At 57.7% G+C, this 17,921-nt stretch carries 13 protein-coding genes; 11 read left to right on the top strand and 2 right to left on the bottom strand.

What is annotated here, in order from left to right; translation table 11 throughout:
- Positions 1 to 23 precede the first annotated feature (23 nt).
- Positions 24 to 827, bottom strand: coding sequence for an inositol-1-monophosphatase (gene suhB, locus FA92_RS13290; RefSeq protein ID WP_013358738.1), 804 nt, complete (start codon positions 825 to 827; stop codon positions 24 to 26).
- A gap of 132 nt (positions 828 to 959) precedes the next feature.
- Here suhB and trmJ point away from each other — a divergent pair, with 132 nt between their 5' ends.
- The 5 genes from trmJ (at position 960) to sseB (ending at position 5,846) form a co-directional block, all read left to right on the top strand.
- Positions 960 to 1,712 carry a tRNA (cytosine(32)/uridine(32)-2'-O)-methyltransferase TrmJ gene (gene trmJ / locus FA92_RS13285; protein WP_013358737.1) on the top strand — a complete coding sequence of 251 codons (753 nt, stop codon included), beginning with the start codon at positions 960 to 962 and terminating at the stop codon, positions 1,710 to 1,712.
- A gap of 130 nt (positions 1,713 to 1,842) precedes the next feature.
- Entirely contained in the window at positions 1,843 to 2,340 is a 498-nt protein-coding gene (gene iscR, locus FA92_RS13280; protein WP_013358736.1) for a Fe-S cluster assembly transcriptional regulator IscR, read from the top strand.
- Between the two features lie 88 nt (positions 2,341 to 2,428).
- Positions 2,429 to 3,589: an IscS subfamily cysteine desulfurase gene (locus FA92_RS13275; protein WP_033783897.1), complete on the top strand. Its 1,161-nt coding sequence runs from the start codon at positions 2,429 to 2,431 to the stop codon at positions 3,587 to 3,589.
- Positions 3,590 to 3,748: 159 nt separating this feature from the next.
- Complete coding sequence (pepB, locus tag FA92_RS13270) at positions 3,749 to 5,035, top strand: aminopeptidase PepB (RefSeq protein ID WP_033783896.1); 1,287 nt, start codon at positions 3,749 to 3,751, stop codon at positions 5,033 to 5,035.
- 46 nt (positions 5,036 to 5,081) lie between these two features.
- The gene (gene sseB, locus FA92_RS13265; protein WP_033783895.1) at positions 5,082 to 5,846 is read left to right on the top strand and encodes an enhanced serine sensitivity protein SseB; all 765 of its coding nucleotides are present in this window, start codon (positions 5,082 to 5,084) and stop codon (positions 5,844 to 5,846) included.
- Between the two features lie 40 nt (positions 5,847 to 5,886).
- Here sseB and sseA read toward each other — a convergent pair whose 3' ends face one another.
- Positions 5,887 to 6,729 (bottom strand): 3-mercaptopyruvate sulfurtransferase, encoded by an 843-nt coding sequence (gene sseA / locus FA92_RS13260; protein ID WP_033783894.1) that lies wholly within the window; start codon positions 6,727 to 6,729, stop codon positions 5,887 to 5,889.
- Positions 6,730 to 6,875: 146 nt separating this feature from the next.
- Here sseA and FA92_RS13255 point away from each other — a divergent pair, with 146 nt between their 5' ends.
- From FA92_RS13255 to rodZ, 6 genes are all read left to right on the top strand, one after another.
- On the top strand, positions 6,876 to 11,768 hold the full coding sequence (locus tag FA92_RS13255; RefSeq protein ID WP_033783893.1) for an alpha-2-macroglobulin: 4,893 nt from the start codon (positions 6,876 to 6,878) through the stop codon (positions 11,766 to 11,768).
- A 12-nt stretch (positions 11,769 to 11,780) separates the two neighbouring features.
- Complete coding sequence (pbpC, locus tag FA92_RS13250) at positions 11,781 to 14,105, top strand: peptidoglycan glycosyltransferase PbpC (RefSeq protein WP_033784659.1); 2,325 nt, start codon at positions 11,781 to 11,783, stop codon at positions 14,103 to 14,105.
- Between the two features lie 175 nt (positions 14,106 to 14,280).
- Positions 14,281 to 14,712, top strand: coding sequence for a nucleoside-diphosphate kinase (gene ndk, locus FA92_RS13245; protein ID WP_003848684.1), 432 nt, complete (start codon positions 14,281 to 14,283; stop codon positions 14,710 to 14,712).
- A 186-nt stretch (positions 14,713 to 14,898) separates the two neighbouring features.
- A complete protein-coding gene (locus FA92_RS13240; protein ID WP_013358729.1) occupies positions 14,899 to 16,068 on the top strand; it encodes a bifunctional tRNA (adenosine(37)-C2)-methyltransferase TrmG/ribosomal RNA large subunit methyltransferase RlmN in 1,170 nt (389 codons plus the stop codon).
- Between the two features lie 80 nt (positions 16,069 to 16,148).
- Entirely contained in the window at positions 16,149 to 16,883 is a 735-nt protein-coding gene (gene pilW, locus FA92_RS13235; RefSeq protein ID WP_033784658.1) for a type IV pilus biogenesis/stability protein PilW, read from the top strand.
- Entirely contained in the window at positions 16,873 to 17,886 is a 1,014-nt protein-coding gene (gene rodZ, locus FA92_RS13230) for a cytoskeleton protein RodZ (RefSeq protein ID WP_033783892.1), read from the top strand. The genes pilW and rodZ overlap by 11 nt, the downstream gene beginning before the upstream one ends.
- Positions 17,887 to 17,921: the final 35 nt, after the last annotated feature.

Below are 17,921 nucleotides of genomic sequence, written 5' to 3'. Positions count from 1 at the left end.
GCCGCCTTTTTCTGTACTGAGACTTAGCGTTTTAACGCTTCGCTCAGCTCATCACGCATGTTCGACAGCATCGCTTTCACCACACGCGGGTTACCCGCGACCAGGTTACCTGACAGCAGATAGCCGTGGTTACCGGTGAAGTCAGTGACCAGGCCGCCCGCTTCACGAACCAGCAGTTCACCCGCCGCAAAATCCCACGGCTTCAGGCCAATCTCAAAGTAGCCATCTACGCGACCCGCAGCCACATAGGCCAGATCCAGCGCAGCAGAACCGGTGCGACGGAAGTCAGCGCACTGAGTGAAGAGTTTGGTCAGGATGTTCATGTAAGCAGGCGCGTGCTGCTTCATTTTGAACGGGAAGCCCGTTGCCAGAACGGTGCCATCCAGATCGCGGGCAATGCTGCCACGCAGACGATAGCCATTCAGCTGAGCGCCCTGGCCACGTGAAGAGGTGAACAGTTCATTGCGCATTGGATCGTAAACGACGGCGACTTCAGTGCGGCCTTTGATGCGCACCGCGATTGAAACAGCAAAGTGGGGCAGACGTTTGATGAAGTTGGAGGTGCCATCCAGCGGATCGATAACCCATTGAACATCCTGATCTTCGCCCGCCAGTTCACCGCTTTCTTCAGTGATGATGGTATGTTTCGGGTAAGATTTACGAATAATTTCGATAATCAGGCGTTCTGCTTCGCGGTCAACATTGGTTACGAAGTCGTTGCTGCCTTTCTGGCTGGCTTCGACGGCGTCCGGGGTTTCATAATATTTGGCAATTAAATTTCCGGCCTTGCGCGCTGCGCGCACGGCAATGTTGAGCATTGGATGCATCGGTATCTCTCGCTGGATGTTAAAGAACGGGGAAAACGGCGCGGAGTATAGCAGCGTGTTCGGTAAATGTCCTGCTTTATGTTACGATTCTCTCCACTGATTTTACTGACCCGTTTCTGAGTATCCCTAATCATGTTGCAAAATATTCGTATCGTGCTGGTCGAAACTTCTCACACCGGTAACATGGGCTCCGTTGCGCGCGCCATGAAAACCATGGGTTTAACCAACCTCTATCTGGTTAATCCGCTGGTCAAACCCGACTCACAGGCGATCTCCCTGGCTGCCGGTGCCAGTGACGTTATCGGCGACGCAAAAATCGTCGATTCACTGGATGAGGCAATTGCCGGATGCAGTCTGGTGGTCGGTACCAGCGCACGTTCGCGTTCGCTGCCCTGGCCGATGCTGGATGCACGTGAATGCGGCGTAAAAAGTGTGGAAGAGGGCCAGCAGGCACCGGTCGCACTGGTGTTTGGTCGTGAACGCGTTGGCCTGACCAACGAAGAGTTGCAGAAGTGCCACTATCACGTCGCGATTCAGGCTAACCCGGAGTACAGCTCGCTGAACCTGGCGATGGCAGTACAGATTATCGCCTATGAAGTGCGCATGGCATGGTTACAGTCGCAGGAGCAGGCCAGCCCGCCGCCAAAGTTTGAAGAATCGCCTTATCCGCTGGTGGATGACCTTGAGCGCTTCTATCAGCATATGGAACAGATGATGCTGAACAGCGGCTTTATCCGTGAAGCCAATCCAGGCCAGGTGATGAGCAAACTGCGTCGTCTTTATACCCGTGCCCGTCCGGAACGTGATGAACTGAACATCCTGCGCGGTATGCTTTCGTCGTTTGAAAAGCGAAAAAACGAGAAAAAAGAACCAGATAATAGTTGAGTAAATTACCTGGTTAAATACCTGACTAATTTACCAGGTTAAATAGTTGACCAATTTACTCGGGAATGTCAGACTTCATGGCATCTGTTGCTAATCCTCCGATAACCGGACGCTATTGAGGTCGTACGCTATGAGACTGACATCCAAAGGACGTTATGCCGTTACTGCAATGCTGGACGTTGCCCTTCACTCCCATGAAGGTCCGGTCCCGCTGGCTGATATTTCAGAACGTCAGGGCATCTCGCTCTCCTATCTGGAGCAGTTATTCTCCCGACTGCGTAAAAACGACCTGGTTTCCAGCGTTCGTGGCCCGGGTGGCGGTTATCTGCTGGGTAAAGCGTCAGACACCATCTCTGTCGGCGAAGTGATCACTGCGGTTGATGAGTCAGTTGATGCCACTAAATGCCAGGGCAAAGAAGGCTGCCAGGGCGGTGAGCGTTGTCTGACTCACGTGCTGTGGCGCGATCTGAGCGTGCGTATCAGTGACTTCCTGAACAATATTACGCTGGCTGAGCTGGTGAATAATCAGGAGATTCTGGATGTGGCCGATCGTCAGAATGCGATCGATAATCGTCGCTTCCAGAGCCCGCGTTCGCAGGAAATTAACGTCAACCAGCGCGCCTCGTAATCCCCGCTGTTGCGGCCCTTACTGCTAACGCGGTCAGGGCCGAATCTGCTATAAAGACGTATGATTTTCTATACGGAGCTGTAGCGCAATGAAATTACCGATTTACCTGGATTATGCCGCCACCACGCCGGCCGATCCGCGTGTAGCCAGCAAAATGATGCAGTTTCTGACGCTGGATGGCACGTTCGGTAATCCGGCTTCGCGATCGCACCGTTTTGGCTGGCAGTCTGAAGAAGCGGTCGATGTTGCCCGCAATCAGATTGCCGAACTGGTCAACGCCGATCCGCGCGAAATCGTCTTTACCTCTGGCGCCACCGAATCCGATAACCTCGCGATTAAAGGCGCAGCCCACGCCCATCAGGCGCGCGGCAAACATATCATCACCAGCCAGACGGAACACAAAGCGGTGCTCGACAGCTGTCAGCAGCTGGAGCGCGAAGGTTTTGATGTCACGTATCTGACGCCGGCAGCTAACGGCATTGTCTCGCCTGAACAACTGCGTGCGGCGCTGCGCGATGACACCATTCTGGTTACTCTGATGCACGTTAATAATGAAACCGGCGTGGTTCAGGATATCGCCGCCTTTGGTGAACTCTGCCGCGAGCGTGAGATTCTGTTTCATGTGGATGCGACCCAGAGCGTCGGTAAGTTGCCCATCGACCTCAGCCAGTTACCGGCCGATTTGATGTCATTTTCGGCCCACAAACTCTATGGTCCGAAAGGCATCGGTGCGCTCTATGTGCGGCGTAAACCGCGCGTACAGATTGCTGCGCAAATCCACGGCGGCGGGCATGAACGCGGGATGCGCTCCGGCACCCTGCCGGTGCATCAGATTGTCGGTATGGGCGAGGCCTATCGTATCGCGGCAGAAGAGCGCGAAACGGAGATGGCGCGTCTGCAGGCGCTGCGTGATCGTCTGTGGCAGGGCATCAGCGTGTTGCCGGATGTGACCCTCAATGGCGATCCGCATCAGTGTGCGCCGAACATTCTTAACATCAGTTTCGCTGACGTTGAGGGTGAATCCCTGATCATGACGCTGAAAGATCTGGCGCTCTCTTCCGGCTCGGCCTGTACCTCTGCCAGCCTGGAGCCTTCCTATGTTTTACGCGCGCTGGGCGTAAGTGAGGAGCTGGCGCACAGTTCGCTGCGCTTCTCGCTGGGACGCTTCACGACCCAAGAAGAGATCGACTACGCCATTGCCCTGGTGCAGAAGTCGGTGACCCGGCTGCGGGCCTTAATGAAATCCTGATACCCGGTCATAGTCCGGAAACTGCGCCAATGTGGGCGCTTCGCTGGCATCGTCCGGCGGAATCTGTTATCAGGTCTCTGCGAAATACATTTAACATCTTATTAAAGCCGTCATAACAATCAGGCTGGATGAAACAGATAACGATTACGGAGCTTTTTGATGACCACACAACCGATGAACATTACGCTTAGCAGCCAGCCCGCCGATGCGCGCTGGGGCGAAAAAGCGATTCTGAGCAGCAACGACAGCGGCATGACGCTGCATCTGACCGGCACGGATGCGCTGAATACCATTCAGCGTGCGGCGCACAAAATCGACAGCCAGGGCATCCGCCACGTGGCGCTGACCGGCGAAGGCTGGCACCTGGAGCAGTGCTGGGCATTCTGGCAGGGCTTCCGTGGCCCGAAAGGCCAGCGTCAGGTTGAGTGGCCAGCGCTGGGCGAACATGAGCAGGCGGAGTTTGATCGCCGTCTGAAAATCATCGACTGGGTCCGCAACGTGATTAACCTGCCTGCAGAAGATCTGGGGCCGGAACAACTGGCGCATACGGCCATCGATCTGATCAGTGAAGTAGGCGGCAGCGCCGTCAGCTATCGCATTACCAAAGGCGACGACCTGCGCGTTCAGGGCTATATGGGCCTGCACACGGTGGGACGGGGTTCAAATCGCCCGCCGGTTTACCTGGCGCTCGACTACAACCCAACCGGCGATGAGAATGCACCGGTCTATGCCTGTCTGGTCGGTAAAGGCATCACCTTTGATACCGGCGGCTACAGCCTGAAGCAGAGCAGCTTCATGGACTCAATGAAGTCTGACATGGGCGGCGCGGCGACCGTTACCGGCGCACTGGCAATGGCGATTTCGCGTGGTCTGAACAAGCGCGTCAAACTCTACCTCTGCTGTGCCGATAACATGGTCAGCAGCAACGCCTTCAAGCTCGGCGACATCATTCGCTATCGCAACGGCAAATCGGTGGAAGTGATGAACACCGATGCGGAAGGTCGCCTTGTCCTGGCCGACGGTTTAATCGACGCCAGCGAGCAGAACCCGACGCTAATCATCGATGCTGCCACGCTGACCGGCGCGGCTAAAACCGCGCTGGGCAACGATTATCATGCGCTGTTTACCTTTGATGATGTGATGGCGCAGTCGCTGATGGGCAGCGCGGTGAGTGAGAACGAGCCTTTCTGGCGTCTGCCGCTGGCTGAATTCCACCGCAGCCATCTGCCGTCTAACTTCGCCGATCTCAATAACATCGCCAGCCCGTCTCATGCGGCAGGCGCCAGCAGTGCGGCAGCGTTCCTGTCCCACTTCGTGAGCAACTATCAGCAGGGCTGGCTGCACATCGACTGTTCCGCCACCTATCGTAAAGGGGCGGTTGATCAATGGGCTGCGGGTGCAACAGGTCTTGGCGTGCGAACCATCGCTAATCTGTTACTGAAATAAGAAGGGCTCAGCGGTGGCAGATGCCGCCGCTGTTCAGAGGGAAACTATGAACCGTCTTGAAGAGGTGCTGAAGCTGGCAGCCACCGAGCCTGCCCATCGGCCCGAATTTTTTCAACTGCTGCTGGAGTCTGATGTCTTTGTTCCAGGCGAAAGCACCACGCAACAGCTTGATGCCAGCACGCCCGTTGATCTGCAGCACTGGGAAAAAGAGGATGGCAGCAGCATCATTCCTTTTTTCACGTCTGAAGAGGCGATGAGTGAAGCGGTAAGCGGTGAGCAGTCCTGGCTGCGTCTGCCGGTCCGGACGCTGTTTGAGATTACACGTGGCGAGACGCTGTTTCTCAATCCCAAACTGCCTTCCGGTAAAGAGTTTACTGCAGCCGAGATCACCCATCTGCTGGCTGAAGAGGGCAGTGCGCTAAGCCAGCAAACCGTGCTGGAAGGCGGACAGTCCCTGCTGTTGTCTGAAGTGGCCGAGCCGCCTGCGCAGATGATCGATTCGCTGACGCAGCTGTTCAGTAAGCATAAACAGGTGCGCCGGGCATTTATCGCCAGCATTCGTGAGCGGTCTGATGAAGCGCCTAATCTGCTGATTGGTATTGAAGCTGACAGCAACATTGAGGCGATTATTCAGGCGGCGGGCAGTGTGGCAACGGACACGCTGCCAGACGATGCACCGATTGATATTTGTGAAGTCACGCTGCAGGACCGTGGCATTAGCCACTTCTTTACCGCCCACATCACGCCATTTTATGAACGTCGCTGGGGCAGTTTCCTGCGTGACTTCAAGGGCAGTGAGCGGATTATCTGATTCACTTAAAAAAACAGGCGGCTTATCAGCCGCCTGTTTTTTACTTCGCTATCGGTAAGTCGTCGCGACTGCCCCATTCGCCCCAGGACCCGTCATACAGCGTGGCATCCCGAGCGCCCAGCGCCGTCAGCGCCAGAATCAATACCACCGCCGTTACGCCAGAGCCACAGCTGGCGACCACCGGTTGTGTGATATCCACGCCCGCGTCAGCAAACAGCCTGCGCAGTTCCGCTTCCGGCTTGAGTTTTCCCTGCTCAACCAGCGTATTCCACGGCACGTTCAGGCTGTTGGGAATATGTCCGCGATGCAGGCCGGGACGCGGTTCGTCCACTTCGGCATTAAAGCGATTAGCGGCACGCGCATCAACAATCTGTGCACCGCCTTCATGACTGATCAGCAGCACGTCCGTCAGACGTTTCACCCGGCTTTCATCCGCGTGGGCTTCAAACTCACCTTCCGGCAGATTCACGTCGCCGGTTGCCAGCGCAAAACCGGCTTCTTTCCAGCCCTGCAAACCACCGGCCAGAATCGACACCTGCGCCACACCAAAGGTCTTCAGCATCCACCAGGCGCGTGGCGCGGAAAAGAGGTTACCCTCGTCATAGACCACCAGATGCTTATCACTGCTCACGCCCAGCTCGCGCATCGCGACGGCAAAGGTCTCGGCACGCGGCAGCATATGCGGATAAGGGCTGGTGTGATCGGAGAGCGCTTCAATATCAAAGTAAGGGGCGTCGGGTAGATGACCTGCCAGATATTCAGCCTGGACATCGCGAACCGCTTCCATTCCGGGTGGCAACAGACGTGCATCCAACACCTGAAGTCGCTCATCGTTGTAGTGTTCTTGTAACCAGTCGGCGGACACAAACAGTGGCGTCGTCATAACAACCTCATTTCAGCAATCTGTCATACCAGTGTCAGGGAATGTGCGCACCATCTCAAGAGAAGCGTTGATTAAATGCGAGCATTGATATGAAATTGCGCAGCGTAATCAAACGACACTCCCTGCGTCCCGGTGAAGGAACTACCATGAAGAAACGCACTACCCGGCTGCTGCTCAGCATGCTGATCGGTGGCTCGCTGCTGTCAGCGACCCTGTTACCTGCTTTGCCTCTCCAGGCAGCAGAGGCACCCGCAACCAAACATGTCAGCAAACCGCTGACGATTATCGATCTCTCGGAACTGCAGATCGACGGTGCTGCTGCGCTGGTCTTAACCTTCAGTCAGCCGCTGGATGACAAACAGGATATCGCGCAGAAAGTCAGGCTGACCGACGACAAACAGGGCCGGGTGGATGGCGGCTGGGAGCTTTCCGCTAACCGTAAAACGTTGCGCTTCCGCCATCCCGAACCGTCGCGCCACTTCACCGTCACGGTGGATGCGGGACTGCGTGCGGCCAGCGGTGAGACGCTCGCCGCCGATTACAGTAAAAAAATCGCGTCCAGGGATATCCAGCCGATGGTGGGCTTTGCCAGCCGCGGTTCACTGCTGCCGCTGCGTATCACGCAGGGCCTGCCGGTACTGGCGCTGAATGTTAACCAGGTCGATGTCGATTTCTTCCGCATTAAGAATGCTGGCCTGGCGGAATTTCTCTCGCAGTGGAATTACGGCAATAACCTTTCAAGCTGGCAGTCACAGGATCTGCTGAAAAGCAGCCAACTGGTCTATACCGGACGCTTTGAGCTTAATCCGGCGCGAAACACCCGTGAAAAACTGCAGCTGCCGATGAGTGACATCAAGGCGCTTCAGCAGCCCGGCGTCTATCTGGCCGTCATGAAGCAGGCCGGGACTTATCACTACAGCCAGCCCGCCACACTCTTCACTCTGAGCGATATTGGCCTGTCACTGCACCGCTTCCCGACTCAGTTCGAACTCTTCGCCCAGAGTCTGGCAAACGGCCAGCCGCTCTCCGGCGTCAGCGTCAGATTGCTGGATGAGAAAGGGCAGGTGCTGCAGAGCGACACCAGTGACAGCACCGGTCATCTGCGCCTGAAAGCGGATGAAAAAGGCAAGATCCTGCTGGCCGTGCAGGGTGAACAGACCTCAATGATCGACCTGGCGCGTCCGGCGCTGGATCTGGCTGAGTTTCCGGTAGCCGGGCCGCAGGGCTATGACAAACAGCTGTTTGTCTTTGGCCCGCGCGATATCTACCGTCCCGGCGAAATCGTCATTGTTAATGCGCTGCTGCGCGATGCCGACGGACGCCCGCTGCCCACCCAGCCGATTAAAGCGGAGCTGGTGCAGCCTGACGGCCAGGTGATGCGGACCTTTGTCTGGCAGCCGGAAGCGGGGCTCTACCAGCAACGACTGGCACTGCCCGCGTCCGCCATGACCGGCGACTGGATGCTGCGGCTCAATACCGGCGATAACCTTAAGCGTGAGTGGAAGTTTCACGTCGAGGATTTCCTGCCGGAGCGCATGGCGTTAACCCTGAAAAATGATCCTCAGCCGCAGCCTCCTGATGCCAGCGTTGAGTTCGGTATTGAAGGACGCTACCTCTATGGCGCGCCAGCTACCGGGAACATCTTACAGGGGCAACTCTATCTGCGACCGGCGCGTGAAGCCGTGGCTGCACTGCCGGGCTACCAGTTTGGTGACATCACCGAAGAGGGATTAAAGCGCACGCTGGATGAGGTAGATCTTAAGCTCGATGCCAGCGGTAAAGCGCAGCTTACGGTAGAGAATCAGTGGGATCAGCTGCACTCCCCGCTTAACCTGATCCTGCAGGCCAGCCTGCTGGAGACCGGCGGACGTCCGGTCACCCGTCGGGCCACCCAGGCTATCTGGCCCGCTGACGCACTGCCGGGCATCCGGCCGCTATTTGGGAATAAGGCAGTTTATGACTACCGCAGCGACAGCTATCACGATGAGCCTACCGTGCCGGAAGAGAGCCTGGCCGAATTTGACATTGTCTATGCCAACAGTCAGGGCAGGAAACTGGCGGCAGACAAGCTGGACGTGCGCCTGATACGTGAGCGCCGTGATTACTACTGGAGCTTCTCTGACAGCGAAGGCTGGCAGTCGCAGTACGGCGACAAAGATCTGCAGGAAGATGAACGCGCCATCTCAATCCCGGCTGACGGCAGCACCAAAGTCAGCTTCCCGGTCGAGTGGGGCCACTACCGGCTGGAAGTGCAGGCGGGCGAGAAGATCGTCAGCAGCGTGCGGTTCCAGGCCGGTTATGACTGGCAGGACAACACCAACGGGACGGGTGCGTTGCGCCCCGATCAGGTCAGACTGAAGCTGGATAAAGCCGCTTACCAGCCGGGTGACACCGTGCATCTGCAGGTCGAATCACCGGCAGCCGGTAAAGGCTACCTGATGGTGGAGTCGAGCAGCGGCACGCTCTGGTGGCAGCCGCTGACCGTACCAAAGGGCGGCACCACGGTGGATGTGCCGGTGGCTGAGAGCTGGCGGCGTCACGATCTCTACTTCAGCGCTATTGTGGTGCGTGATGGCGATAAAGTCAGTGGTGCCACACCAAAACGCGCGGTAGGGCTGTTGCACCTGCCGATGGCGACCGAAGCACGTCGCTTAAACCTGACGCTTGCGGCACCCGATAAAATCCGTCCTGAGCAACTCCTGACGGTCAACGTTCACGCCAGTCGTGACGGCGGTCCGCTGCCAGAAAAAGTGAATGTGCTGCTGTCAGCCGTGGACAGTGGCGTACTCAGTGTGACGGATTTTAAAACGCCCGATCCGTGGCAGGCTTTCTTTGGCCGTAAACGCTACAGCGTCGATCAGTACGACGTCTTTGGTCAGCTGATCGAAGGCGGCGGCCGTCTGGCGGCGCTGCGTTTTGGTGGTGATGGCGAGGATGAATCGATGACGCGCGGCGGTAAAAAGCCGGTAACGCACGTCAATATCGTCGCACAGCAGTTACAGGCGGTGACGCTGGATAAAGAGGGCAACGGAACGATTACGCTGCCGATCCCGGCCTTTAATGGTGAACTCCGGCTGATGACGCAGGCCTGGAGCAATGACAGCTTCGGTGCCGCAGAGCGCAAACTGGTGGTCGCGGCGCCGCTGATCAGCGAGCTGGCTACCCCACGTTTTCTTGCCAGCGGCGATACCGCATCACTGGCGCTGGATCTCACTAACCTGACCGATCTGCCGCAAAACCTTAAGGTTGATCTCTCCAGCAGTGGCCTTGTGGATCTGGCCGGTGCTGCCAGCCAGAGTGTGACGCTGGCTAAAGGTGCACGCACCACGTTACAGATTCCGGTCACGGCGAAAACCGGCTTTGGTGACGGCGAGGTTATCGTACAGATTTCCGGTCTGAATCTGCCGGGTGAGCAGGTGAAGCCTGGCAGACAGCAGTGGAAAATCGGTGTCAGACCGCCTTATCCGGCGCAGACGCTGAACTTTGATGCTGTAATCAATCCCGATCAGCCCTGGGAGATCGCGGCGGCGGCGCTGACGGGGCTGGATGCACAAACCCTGAGCGGCCAGCTGACGCTGAGCAATCGTCCGCCGCTGAATATCGCCAGCTATATCAGTGCGCTTTACGCCTATCCCTACGGCTGCCTGGAACAGACCAGCAGCGGACTATGGCCTTCGCTTTACACCAGCCATGCTGAGCTGACCGCGATGGGCATTAAAACCAGCAGCGATGAAGCACGACGGGCCGCGGTCGACACCGGCATTGCCCGTCTGGCTGGGATGCAGCGCGCCAACGGCAGCTTCGGGCTGTGGGATAAACAGAGTGAAGAGGAGTTCTGGCTGACGCCTTACGTGACGGACTTCCTGCTGCGCGCCAGCGAGGCGGGCTATGCGTTGCCGGATAATGTGGTGGAGCGCGCTAATGCCCGGCTGCTGCGCTATCTGCAGGATCCCTCGCAGATCAGCGGCGGCGGTGATAACAACGCCGCGCTACAGTTCAGCGTACAGGCTTACGCCGGGCTGGTGCTGGCGCGTCAGCAACGTGCCCCGCTGGGTGCGCTGCGCGCCTTGTATCAGCAACGTGAGAAGTCCCGCTCCGGCCTGGCGCTGATGCAGCTTGGCGTCGCGCTGAAGCTGATGGGTGACGGACAGCGTGCACAGCAGGCGATCATGCAGGGTGCCACGCTGACGCGTTCGGATAAAGAGTGGTATGGCGACTATGGCAGCACGGTGCGCGATCAGGGGATGATGATTGCGTTGCTGGCGGAAAATAAGCTGCAGCCGGATGTGCAAAACAGTCTGCTGCTGTCACTGTCCAGAGAGGTCAATGGCAAACGCTGGTTCTCGACTCAGGAAAATAACGCACTTTATCTGGCAGCTCACACTCTGCAACGTGCGCAGGGCGGAAGCTGGCAGGCGCTATTGTCGGGCAATCCTGAACCGCTGCAGGGCGATGCGCCGCTGAATAAAGGGCTGGGTGCTGAGCGACTGTTGCAGGGCTTAGCCATCCGTAATCCGGGTAGTGCGCCGCTGTATGGTCGTCTGGACGTCACCGGTTATCCGCTGGCCGCGCCTCAGCCTGAGAGCAATGTGCTCGGGATAAAACGTGAATACTTTACCCTGGATGGCAAAGCCGCCGATCTCAGTAATCTGCGCAGCGGGGAGTTGCTGGTGGTACGTCTGACCGTTTCGTCAAAGCGCAGCATCAGCGATGCGCTGGTGGTGGATCTGCTGCCTGCCGGTCTGGAGCTGGAAAACCAGAATCTGGCCGACAGCAGCGCCAGTCTTGGCGACAGTGCGGATGCGCTGAAAGAGAGTATGGGCGATATGCAGCAGGCTGACATTAAGCATATTGAGTTCCGCGACGATCGCTTTGTCGCGGCACTGGCGGTAGATACTTATCGTCCCGCAACGCTGGTCTATCTGGCGCGGGCGGTCACGCCGGGTCGCTTCCTGATGCCGCCGCCGCAGGTCGAGTCGATGTATGTGCCAGAGTGGCGCGCTACCGGCAGTACGCCGCCGCAGCTGCATATCCAGTAAGTGACGCGGCGCGTGTTAAAACCTCGCACCCTTAAAAAGTGGTGGCTCGCGCTGCCGCTTTTTTTTCTGGCGTTATGGCTGGCGACGTGGGGACTGGATCGGCTGTTCCCGCTGCCGCTTAAACAGGTGCAGCCTGCGCGGGTGATCGTTGCCAGCGACGGTACGCCGCTGTGGCGCTTCGCTGACAGCAAGGGCATCTGGCGCTATCCGGTGACACCAGAAGAGGTGGCACCGGCCTATCTGCAGGCGCTGCTCACCTACGAAGATCGCTGGTTCTGGTATCACCCCGGCATCAATCCCCTGGCGCTGGTGCGCGCGGCCTGGCAGGATTTGCGTCATCAGAGTGTGATTTCCGGCGGCAGCACCCTGACCATGCAGGTGGCACGCCTTGTCGACCCGCAACCCCGCACGTTGCGGGGCAAGCTGATTCAGGCGTGGCGTGCGCTACAGCTGGAGTGGCATCTTTCCAAACGAGACATCCTGACGCTCTATCTTAATCGTGCGCCCTTTGGCGGTACGCTGGAAGGGGTGGGCGCGGCAAGCTGGAGCTGGCTGGGCAAAGCCCCGTCACAGCTGACGCCGGGTGAGGCGGCGCTGCTTGCCGTGTTGCCGCAGGCACCCAGCCGTCTGCGGCCCGATCGCTGGCCGGAGCGGGCGGAAGCCGCTCGTAATAAAGTGCTGGATCGGCTGGCGGAATACCACATCTGGTCCGCGGAACAGGTGGCGGAAATTCGTCAGGAGCCGGTGTGGCTGCCGCCGCGCCAGATGCCGCAGATGGCACCGCTGCTGGCCCGGCGGCTGCTGTCGATCAGCGCCAGCGACAAGATTGTCTCCACGCTCGATCCTTCACTGCAGCGCGAACTGGAAAGCCTGGCGCTGAACGTTAAAAACCAGCTGCCGCCGCGCACCTCACTGGCGATGCTGGTGGTGGATCACACCACCATGGCCGTTCGCGGTTATGCCGGCTCGGCCGACTTTACCGATGACAGCCGTTTTGGTCATGTGGATATGATCGCCAGCGTGCGCTCGCCAGGTTCGGTGTTAAAACCCTTTATCTACGGCATGGCGCTGGACGAGGGACTGATTCATGCCGAATCGCTGCTGCAGGATGTGCCGCGTCGCTTTGGTGATTACCGGCCCGGCAACTTTGACACCGGCTTTCACGGACCGGTCAGCGCCAGCGACGCGCTGGTGCGCTCCCTGAATCTGCCCGCCGTTCAGCTGCTGGAGGCGCTGGGGCCGAAAAATGTCGCGGCGCGTCTGCGCAATGTGGGTCTGAATTTACGTTTTCCGCCTGGCGCTGAACCCAATCTTTCATTGATTCTCGGCGGCACCGGGGCGCGCATGGATGAAATTGTCGCGGCCTACAGCGCTTTTGCCCGCCACGGCAATGCCGCTCAGCTGCGCTGGATGCCCGATCAACCGTTGCAGCAGCGACCGCTGCTATCAAAGGAGTCGGCGTGGATCATCCGGCGTATCCTGGCCGGCGAAGCGCAGCCTGCCGGTAATGGCAACGTGCCCGACGTAGTGCCGCTGGCCTGGAAGACCGGCACCAGTTACGGCTATCGCGACGCCTGGTCGGTGGGCATTAATCCCCGTTACCTGATTGGCGTGTGGGTCGGACGACCTGATGCGACGCCGGTTGCCGGCCAGTTTGGTTTTGCCTCAGCCGTGCCGATCATGAATCAGATTAACAGCGTGCTGATGAGCCGCCTCGGCAGGCGTGACGTGCCAGGCGATCCGCGTCCGGCCTCGGTCACGGTCGCGACCATCTGCTGGCCTGGTGGTCAGCCGCTGCCCGCCGGAGACGAAAACTGTCTTCAGCGGCGGCAAAGCTGGGTTGCTTCGGATACGCTGCCGCCAACGCTGCTGGCACCCGGCCAGGAGAGCCTCAGCGGATTACGCCTGAGTTACTGGCAGAATGCGCAGGGGCTGCGCGTTGCTGCCGACTGTCCCGGCGCCACCCGTCACGAACGGCTGGTCTGGCCGCTGCCGCTGGAAGCCTGGCTGCCGCCTCAGGAGCGGCGGGCGCAGCGTATGCCACCTGTTGATACGCACTGTCCACCGTTACAGCAGGGCAGCAGTGCACCGCTGATCGTCACTGGCGTCATTGAGGGGCAAATCGTTAAGCCGCTGCCGGGCAACAGTGCGCTGGCGATCCCGGTCGCGGTGCAGGGCGGGCAGGGTGCGCAGCGCTGGTGGTTCCTGAATGGTGAGCCTCTCATAACGCAAAATGCCGCAGAGATGTCGCTGCATCTCGATCATCCGGGCGAGTATCAGCTGGTGGTGATGGATGAAGAGGGGCAGCTTGTCTCAGTCACTTTTAGCCGGGACTGACGCTTTTCTGCGCTAAATCACAACCGTTGCGCTTCTGCTTCGACTCAGATCAAGAATTTTCAATAAATCAGGGATCTCTGGTAGGCAATGCCGGACTCAGCCCCTATAATCGGCGCCGTTTCTTAACCGGGGCGGACGCCACCGGTTTCTTCAGAACGTCAAGACAGAGGTCATCATGGCAATCGAACGTACTTTTTCTATCATCAAGCCAAACGCCGTCGCTAAAAATGTGATTGGTGCTATCTACAACCGTTTTGAAAGCGCAGGCTTCAAAATCGTTGGCGCAAAAATGCTGCAGCTGAGCAAAGAGCAGGCTGAAGGCTTTTACGCTGAGCACCAGGGCAAGCCATTCTTCGATGGTCTGGTTGAATTCATGACCTCTGGCCCGGTTGTTGTTTCCGTGCTGGAAGGTGAAAATGCCGTTCAGCGTCACCGTGACCTGATGGGTGCCACTAACCCGGCAAACGCACTGGCTGGCACACTGCGTGCTGACTACGCTGACAGCTTCACCGAAAACGCGACCCACGGTTCAGATTCTGCTGAATCCGCTGCCCGCGAAATCGCTTATTTCTTCGGCGAAAACGAAATCTGCCCACGTACCCGTTAATCGCCTGGCGATAAACGTTACAGCGGCTTTACAAAAATCTGCGTAGGGGAGGTCACTCCCGCCTGTTATCAGGCCGCAGATGTTGTACAATATTGCGCCTTCATTGACATCGCTTAATGAAGGCGCAATTTTTTCACCTATCCCTGAACAGCGCCATAACGTGTAACAACGAGGCCAGAGAATATTATGTCCGAACAGATTGTGACGTCCGCGTCCGCATCCCCTATTGTCGTCTCCCCCAAAAGCCAGAAAATCAACCTGCTGGATCTCAACCGTCAGCAGATGCGCGAATTCTTCCTGTCGCTGGGTGAAAAGCCGTTCCGTGCCGATCAGGTCATGAAGTGGATTTATCACTACTGCTGCGATGACTTCGAGCAGATGACCGACATCAACAAAAAGCTGCGTAACCGGCTGATGGAGCTGACGGAGATCCGCGCGCCAGAAGTGGCGGAAGAGATGCGCTCTACCGACGGCACCATCAAATGGGCCATTCGTGTCGGTGACCAGCTGGTGGAAACGGTCTATATCCCGGAAGGCGACCGCGCTACGCTCTGTGTCTCTTCACAGGTGGGGTGTGCGCTGGAGTGTAAATTCTGTTCGACCGCACAGCAGGGCTTTAACCGTAACCTGCGGGTGTCAGAAATTATTGGTCAGGTGTGGCGTGCGGCGAAAATTGTCGGCGCAGCGAAAATCACCGGCCAGCGTCCTATCACCAACGTGGTGATGATGGGCATGGGCGAGCCACTTCTCAACCTCAATAACGTGGTCCCGGCGATGGAGATCATGCTTGATGACTTTGGTTTTGGTCTGTCGAAGCGTCGCGTGACCCTTTCTACTTCAGGTGTTGTTCCTGCGCTGGATAAACTGGGCGATATGATTGACGTCGCGCTGGCCATTTCCCTGCATGCGCCGAACGATAAGCTGCGCGATGACATCGTGCCAATCAACAAAAAGTACAATATCGAAACCTTCCTGGCGGCGGTGAAACGCTACATTGGTAAATCCAACGCCAATCAGGGACGAGTGACCATTGAGTACGTGTTGCTGGATCACGTCAACGACAGCACCGACGATGCGCATGAGCTTGCCGCATTACTGAAAGAAACACCGTGTAAAATCAACCTGATTCCGTGGAACCCCTTCCCGGGCGCGCCGTATGGCCGTAGCTCAAACAGCCGCATCGATCGTTTCTCGAAGGTGCTGATGGACTATGGTTTTACCACCATCGTGCGTAAAACCCGTGGCGACGATATTGATGCCGCCTGTGGTCAGTTAGCCGGAGAAGTGATCGACCGTACCAAGCGAACGCTGCGTAAAAAAATGGCGGGTGAAGCCATATCTGTGAAGGCTCTCTAGAAGAGTGACACAGTGCGTTTCCTGAAGTGATGACGCGTGGCAGGCTGCAGCCTGTCAACGTCAACCGGATGGAAACGATTATGCGTAACGGATTACCTGCAGTTTTACTGGCGCTGTTTGTTGTAAGCGGGTGTGTCAGCCAGCCATATGAACCCGGCGCTGAAGAGGTGCGTCTGCAGTTAGGGATGCACTATCTGGCCGGTGGAGACTATGCCGCAGCTGAGCGAAACTTTCTGCGTGCACAGGCCGCCGCGCCCGAGGACTACCGGGTCTCGCTTGCGCTGGCACGGCTGGCGCAGCAGCAGGGTAATCAGACAGCAGCGCAGGCACGGTTTATACTGGCACAGCAGCAGGCCCCGGATAATGGTTTTGTTGCTAACAATTACGGTGCGTTTCTCTGCGCTTTAAGGCAGTATGACGAAGCGCATCAACAGTTTAGTCGGGCAGGCGCTGCACCTCAGTTTGATGCACGCAATGACGCGCGTGAACTGGCAGGATTTTGTTATCTGCAGGCGGGCGATGTTGCCGCTGCCCGCAGGACGTTACGCCAGGCCCTTGAGGCCGACAGACGCAAAGCAAATTCGCTGCTGTCGGAAGCTGAAAAGCTGATGGCAGATAACCAACTGGCAAAGGTGCAGGTTTTGCTCGACGTTTACCAGCAACAGTTGCCCGAAACGGCACGAAGTCTGGCGTTACACTTACGTTTCGCCGCGCTACAGGGAAATGCCGCTGACGTTTCACGTTATGGCGACCAGTTAGCGCGACGTTTTCCGCAATCGATACAGTACCAGCGTTATTTAGCTAATGAATACTGAAGCCACTCAAGAAAACTCTGCATTACATTCAACAGGTGAACGCCTGCGTCTGGCCCGTGAGCAGATGGGGCTGACGCAGCAGAACGTCGCTGAGCGCCTGTGCCTGAAACTCTCTACCGTGCGTGACATTGAGGAAGACAAATCGCCTGCCGATTTAGCCTCTACGTTCCTGCGCGGCTATATTCGTTCTTACGCGCGTCTGGTGCACATTCCTGAAGAGGAACTGCTGCCAATGATGGCGAAACAGACACCGGTTCGGGCTGCAAAAATCGAACCGATGCAAAGTTTCTCACTGGGAAAGCGCCGCAAAAAACGCGACGGCTGGCTGATGATTTTCACCTGGCTGGTCGTGTTTGTGGTAGTGGGGCTGACCGGCGCCTGGTGGTGGCAGAACCATAAGGCGTCGCAGGATGACCTGGTGCCGATGACCGATCAGAACAGCAGTAGCGGCGACAATGGCCAGTCGATTCCGCTGGGTGAATCCAGCGGTGACAGCACGGCACCTGCCGCGCCGGACGAAAGTAATACCACTACCAGTAACAGCGCGGCCAGCACGCCAGCGAGTGCGGCTCCGGCCGCCAGCGCCAGCAATAGCGCGACTGCCGCACAGCAGGACACCACCAGCAATGCGGTGGTGTCGCCGAGTCAGGCACCTGTGGAAAACACGGCGGCTGCCCCTGCAGCCACCCAGTCCGGTACCAGCACGGCACCTCAGATGCCAGTAGGCGCAGCCGCAGTCAGTGAGCCGTCTGCTGACCCTAACGCAGTGGTCATGACCTTTAACGCCGACTGCTGGCTGGAAGTGAGCGATGCGACCGGCAAAAAACTGTTCAGCGGTATTCAGCGCAGTGGTGGTAAACTCAGCCTCGCAGGAACGCCTCCGTATCGTCTGAAAATTGGCGCGCCTTCCGCGGTTCAGGTGCAATATCAGAATCAGCCCGTTGATTTAAGCCGTTTTATCCGTAATAACCAGGTTGCTCGCCTGACGTTGGGTGCGCAATAACAGCGTATCGCGTACCGGGCAATTGTGGAGAAGAA

The organism is Pantoea sp. 9140, assembly GCF_000745295.1.
Classification (GTDB): Bacteria; Pseudomonadota; Gammaproteobacteria; order Enterobacterales; family Enterobacteriaceae; genus Pantoea; species Pantoea vagans.
The sequence above is the reverse complement of the archived record's forward strand: the minus strand, read 5'-3'. Positions and strand labels throughout refer to the sequence as shown.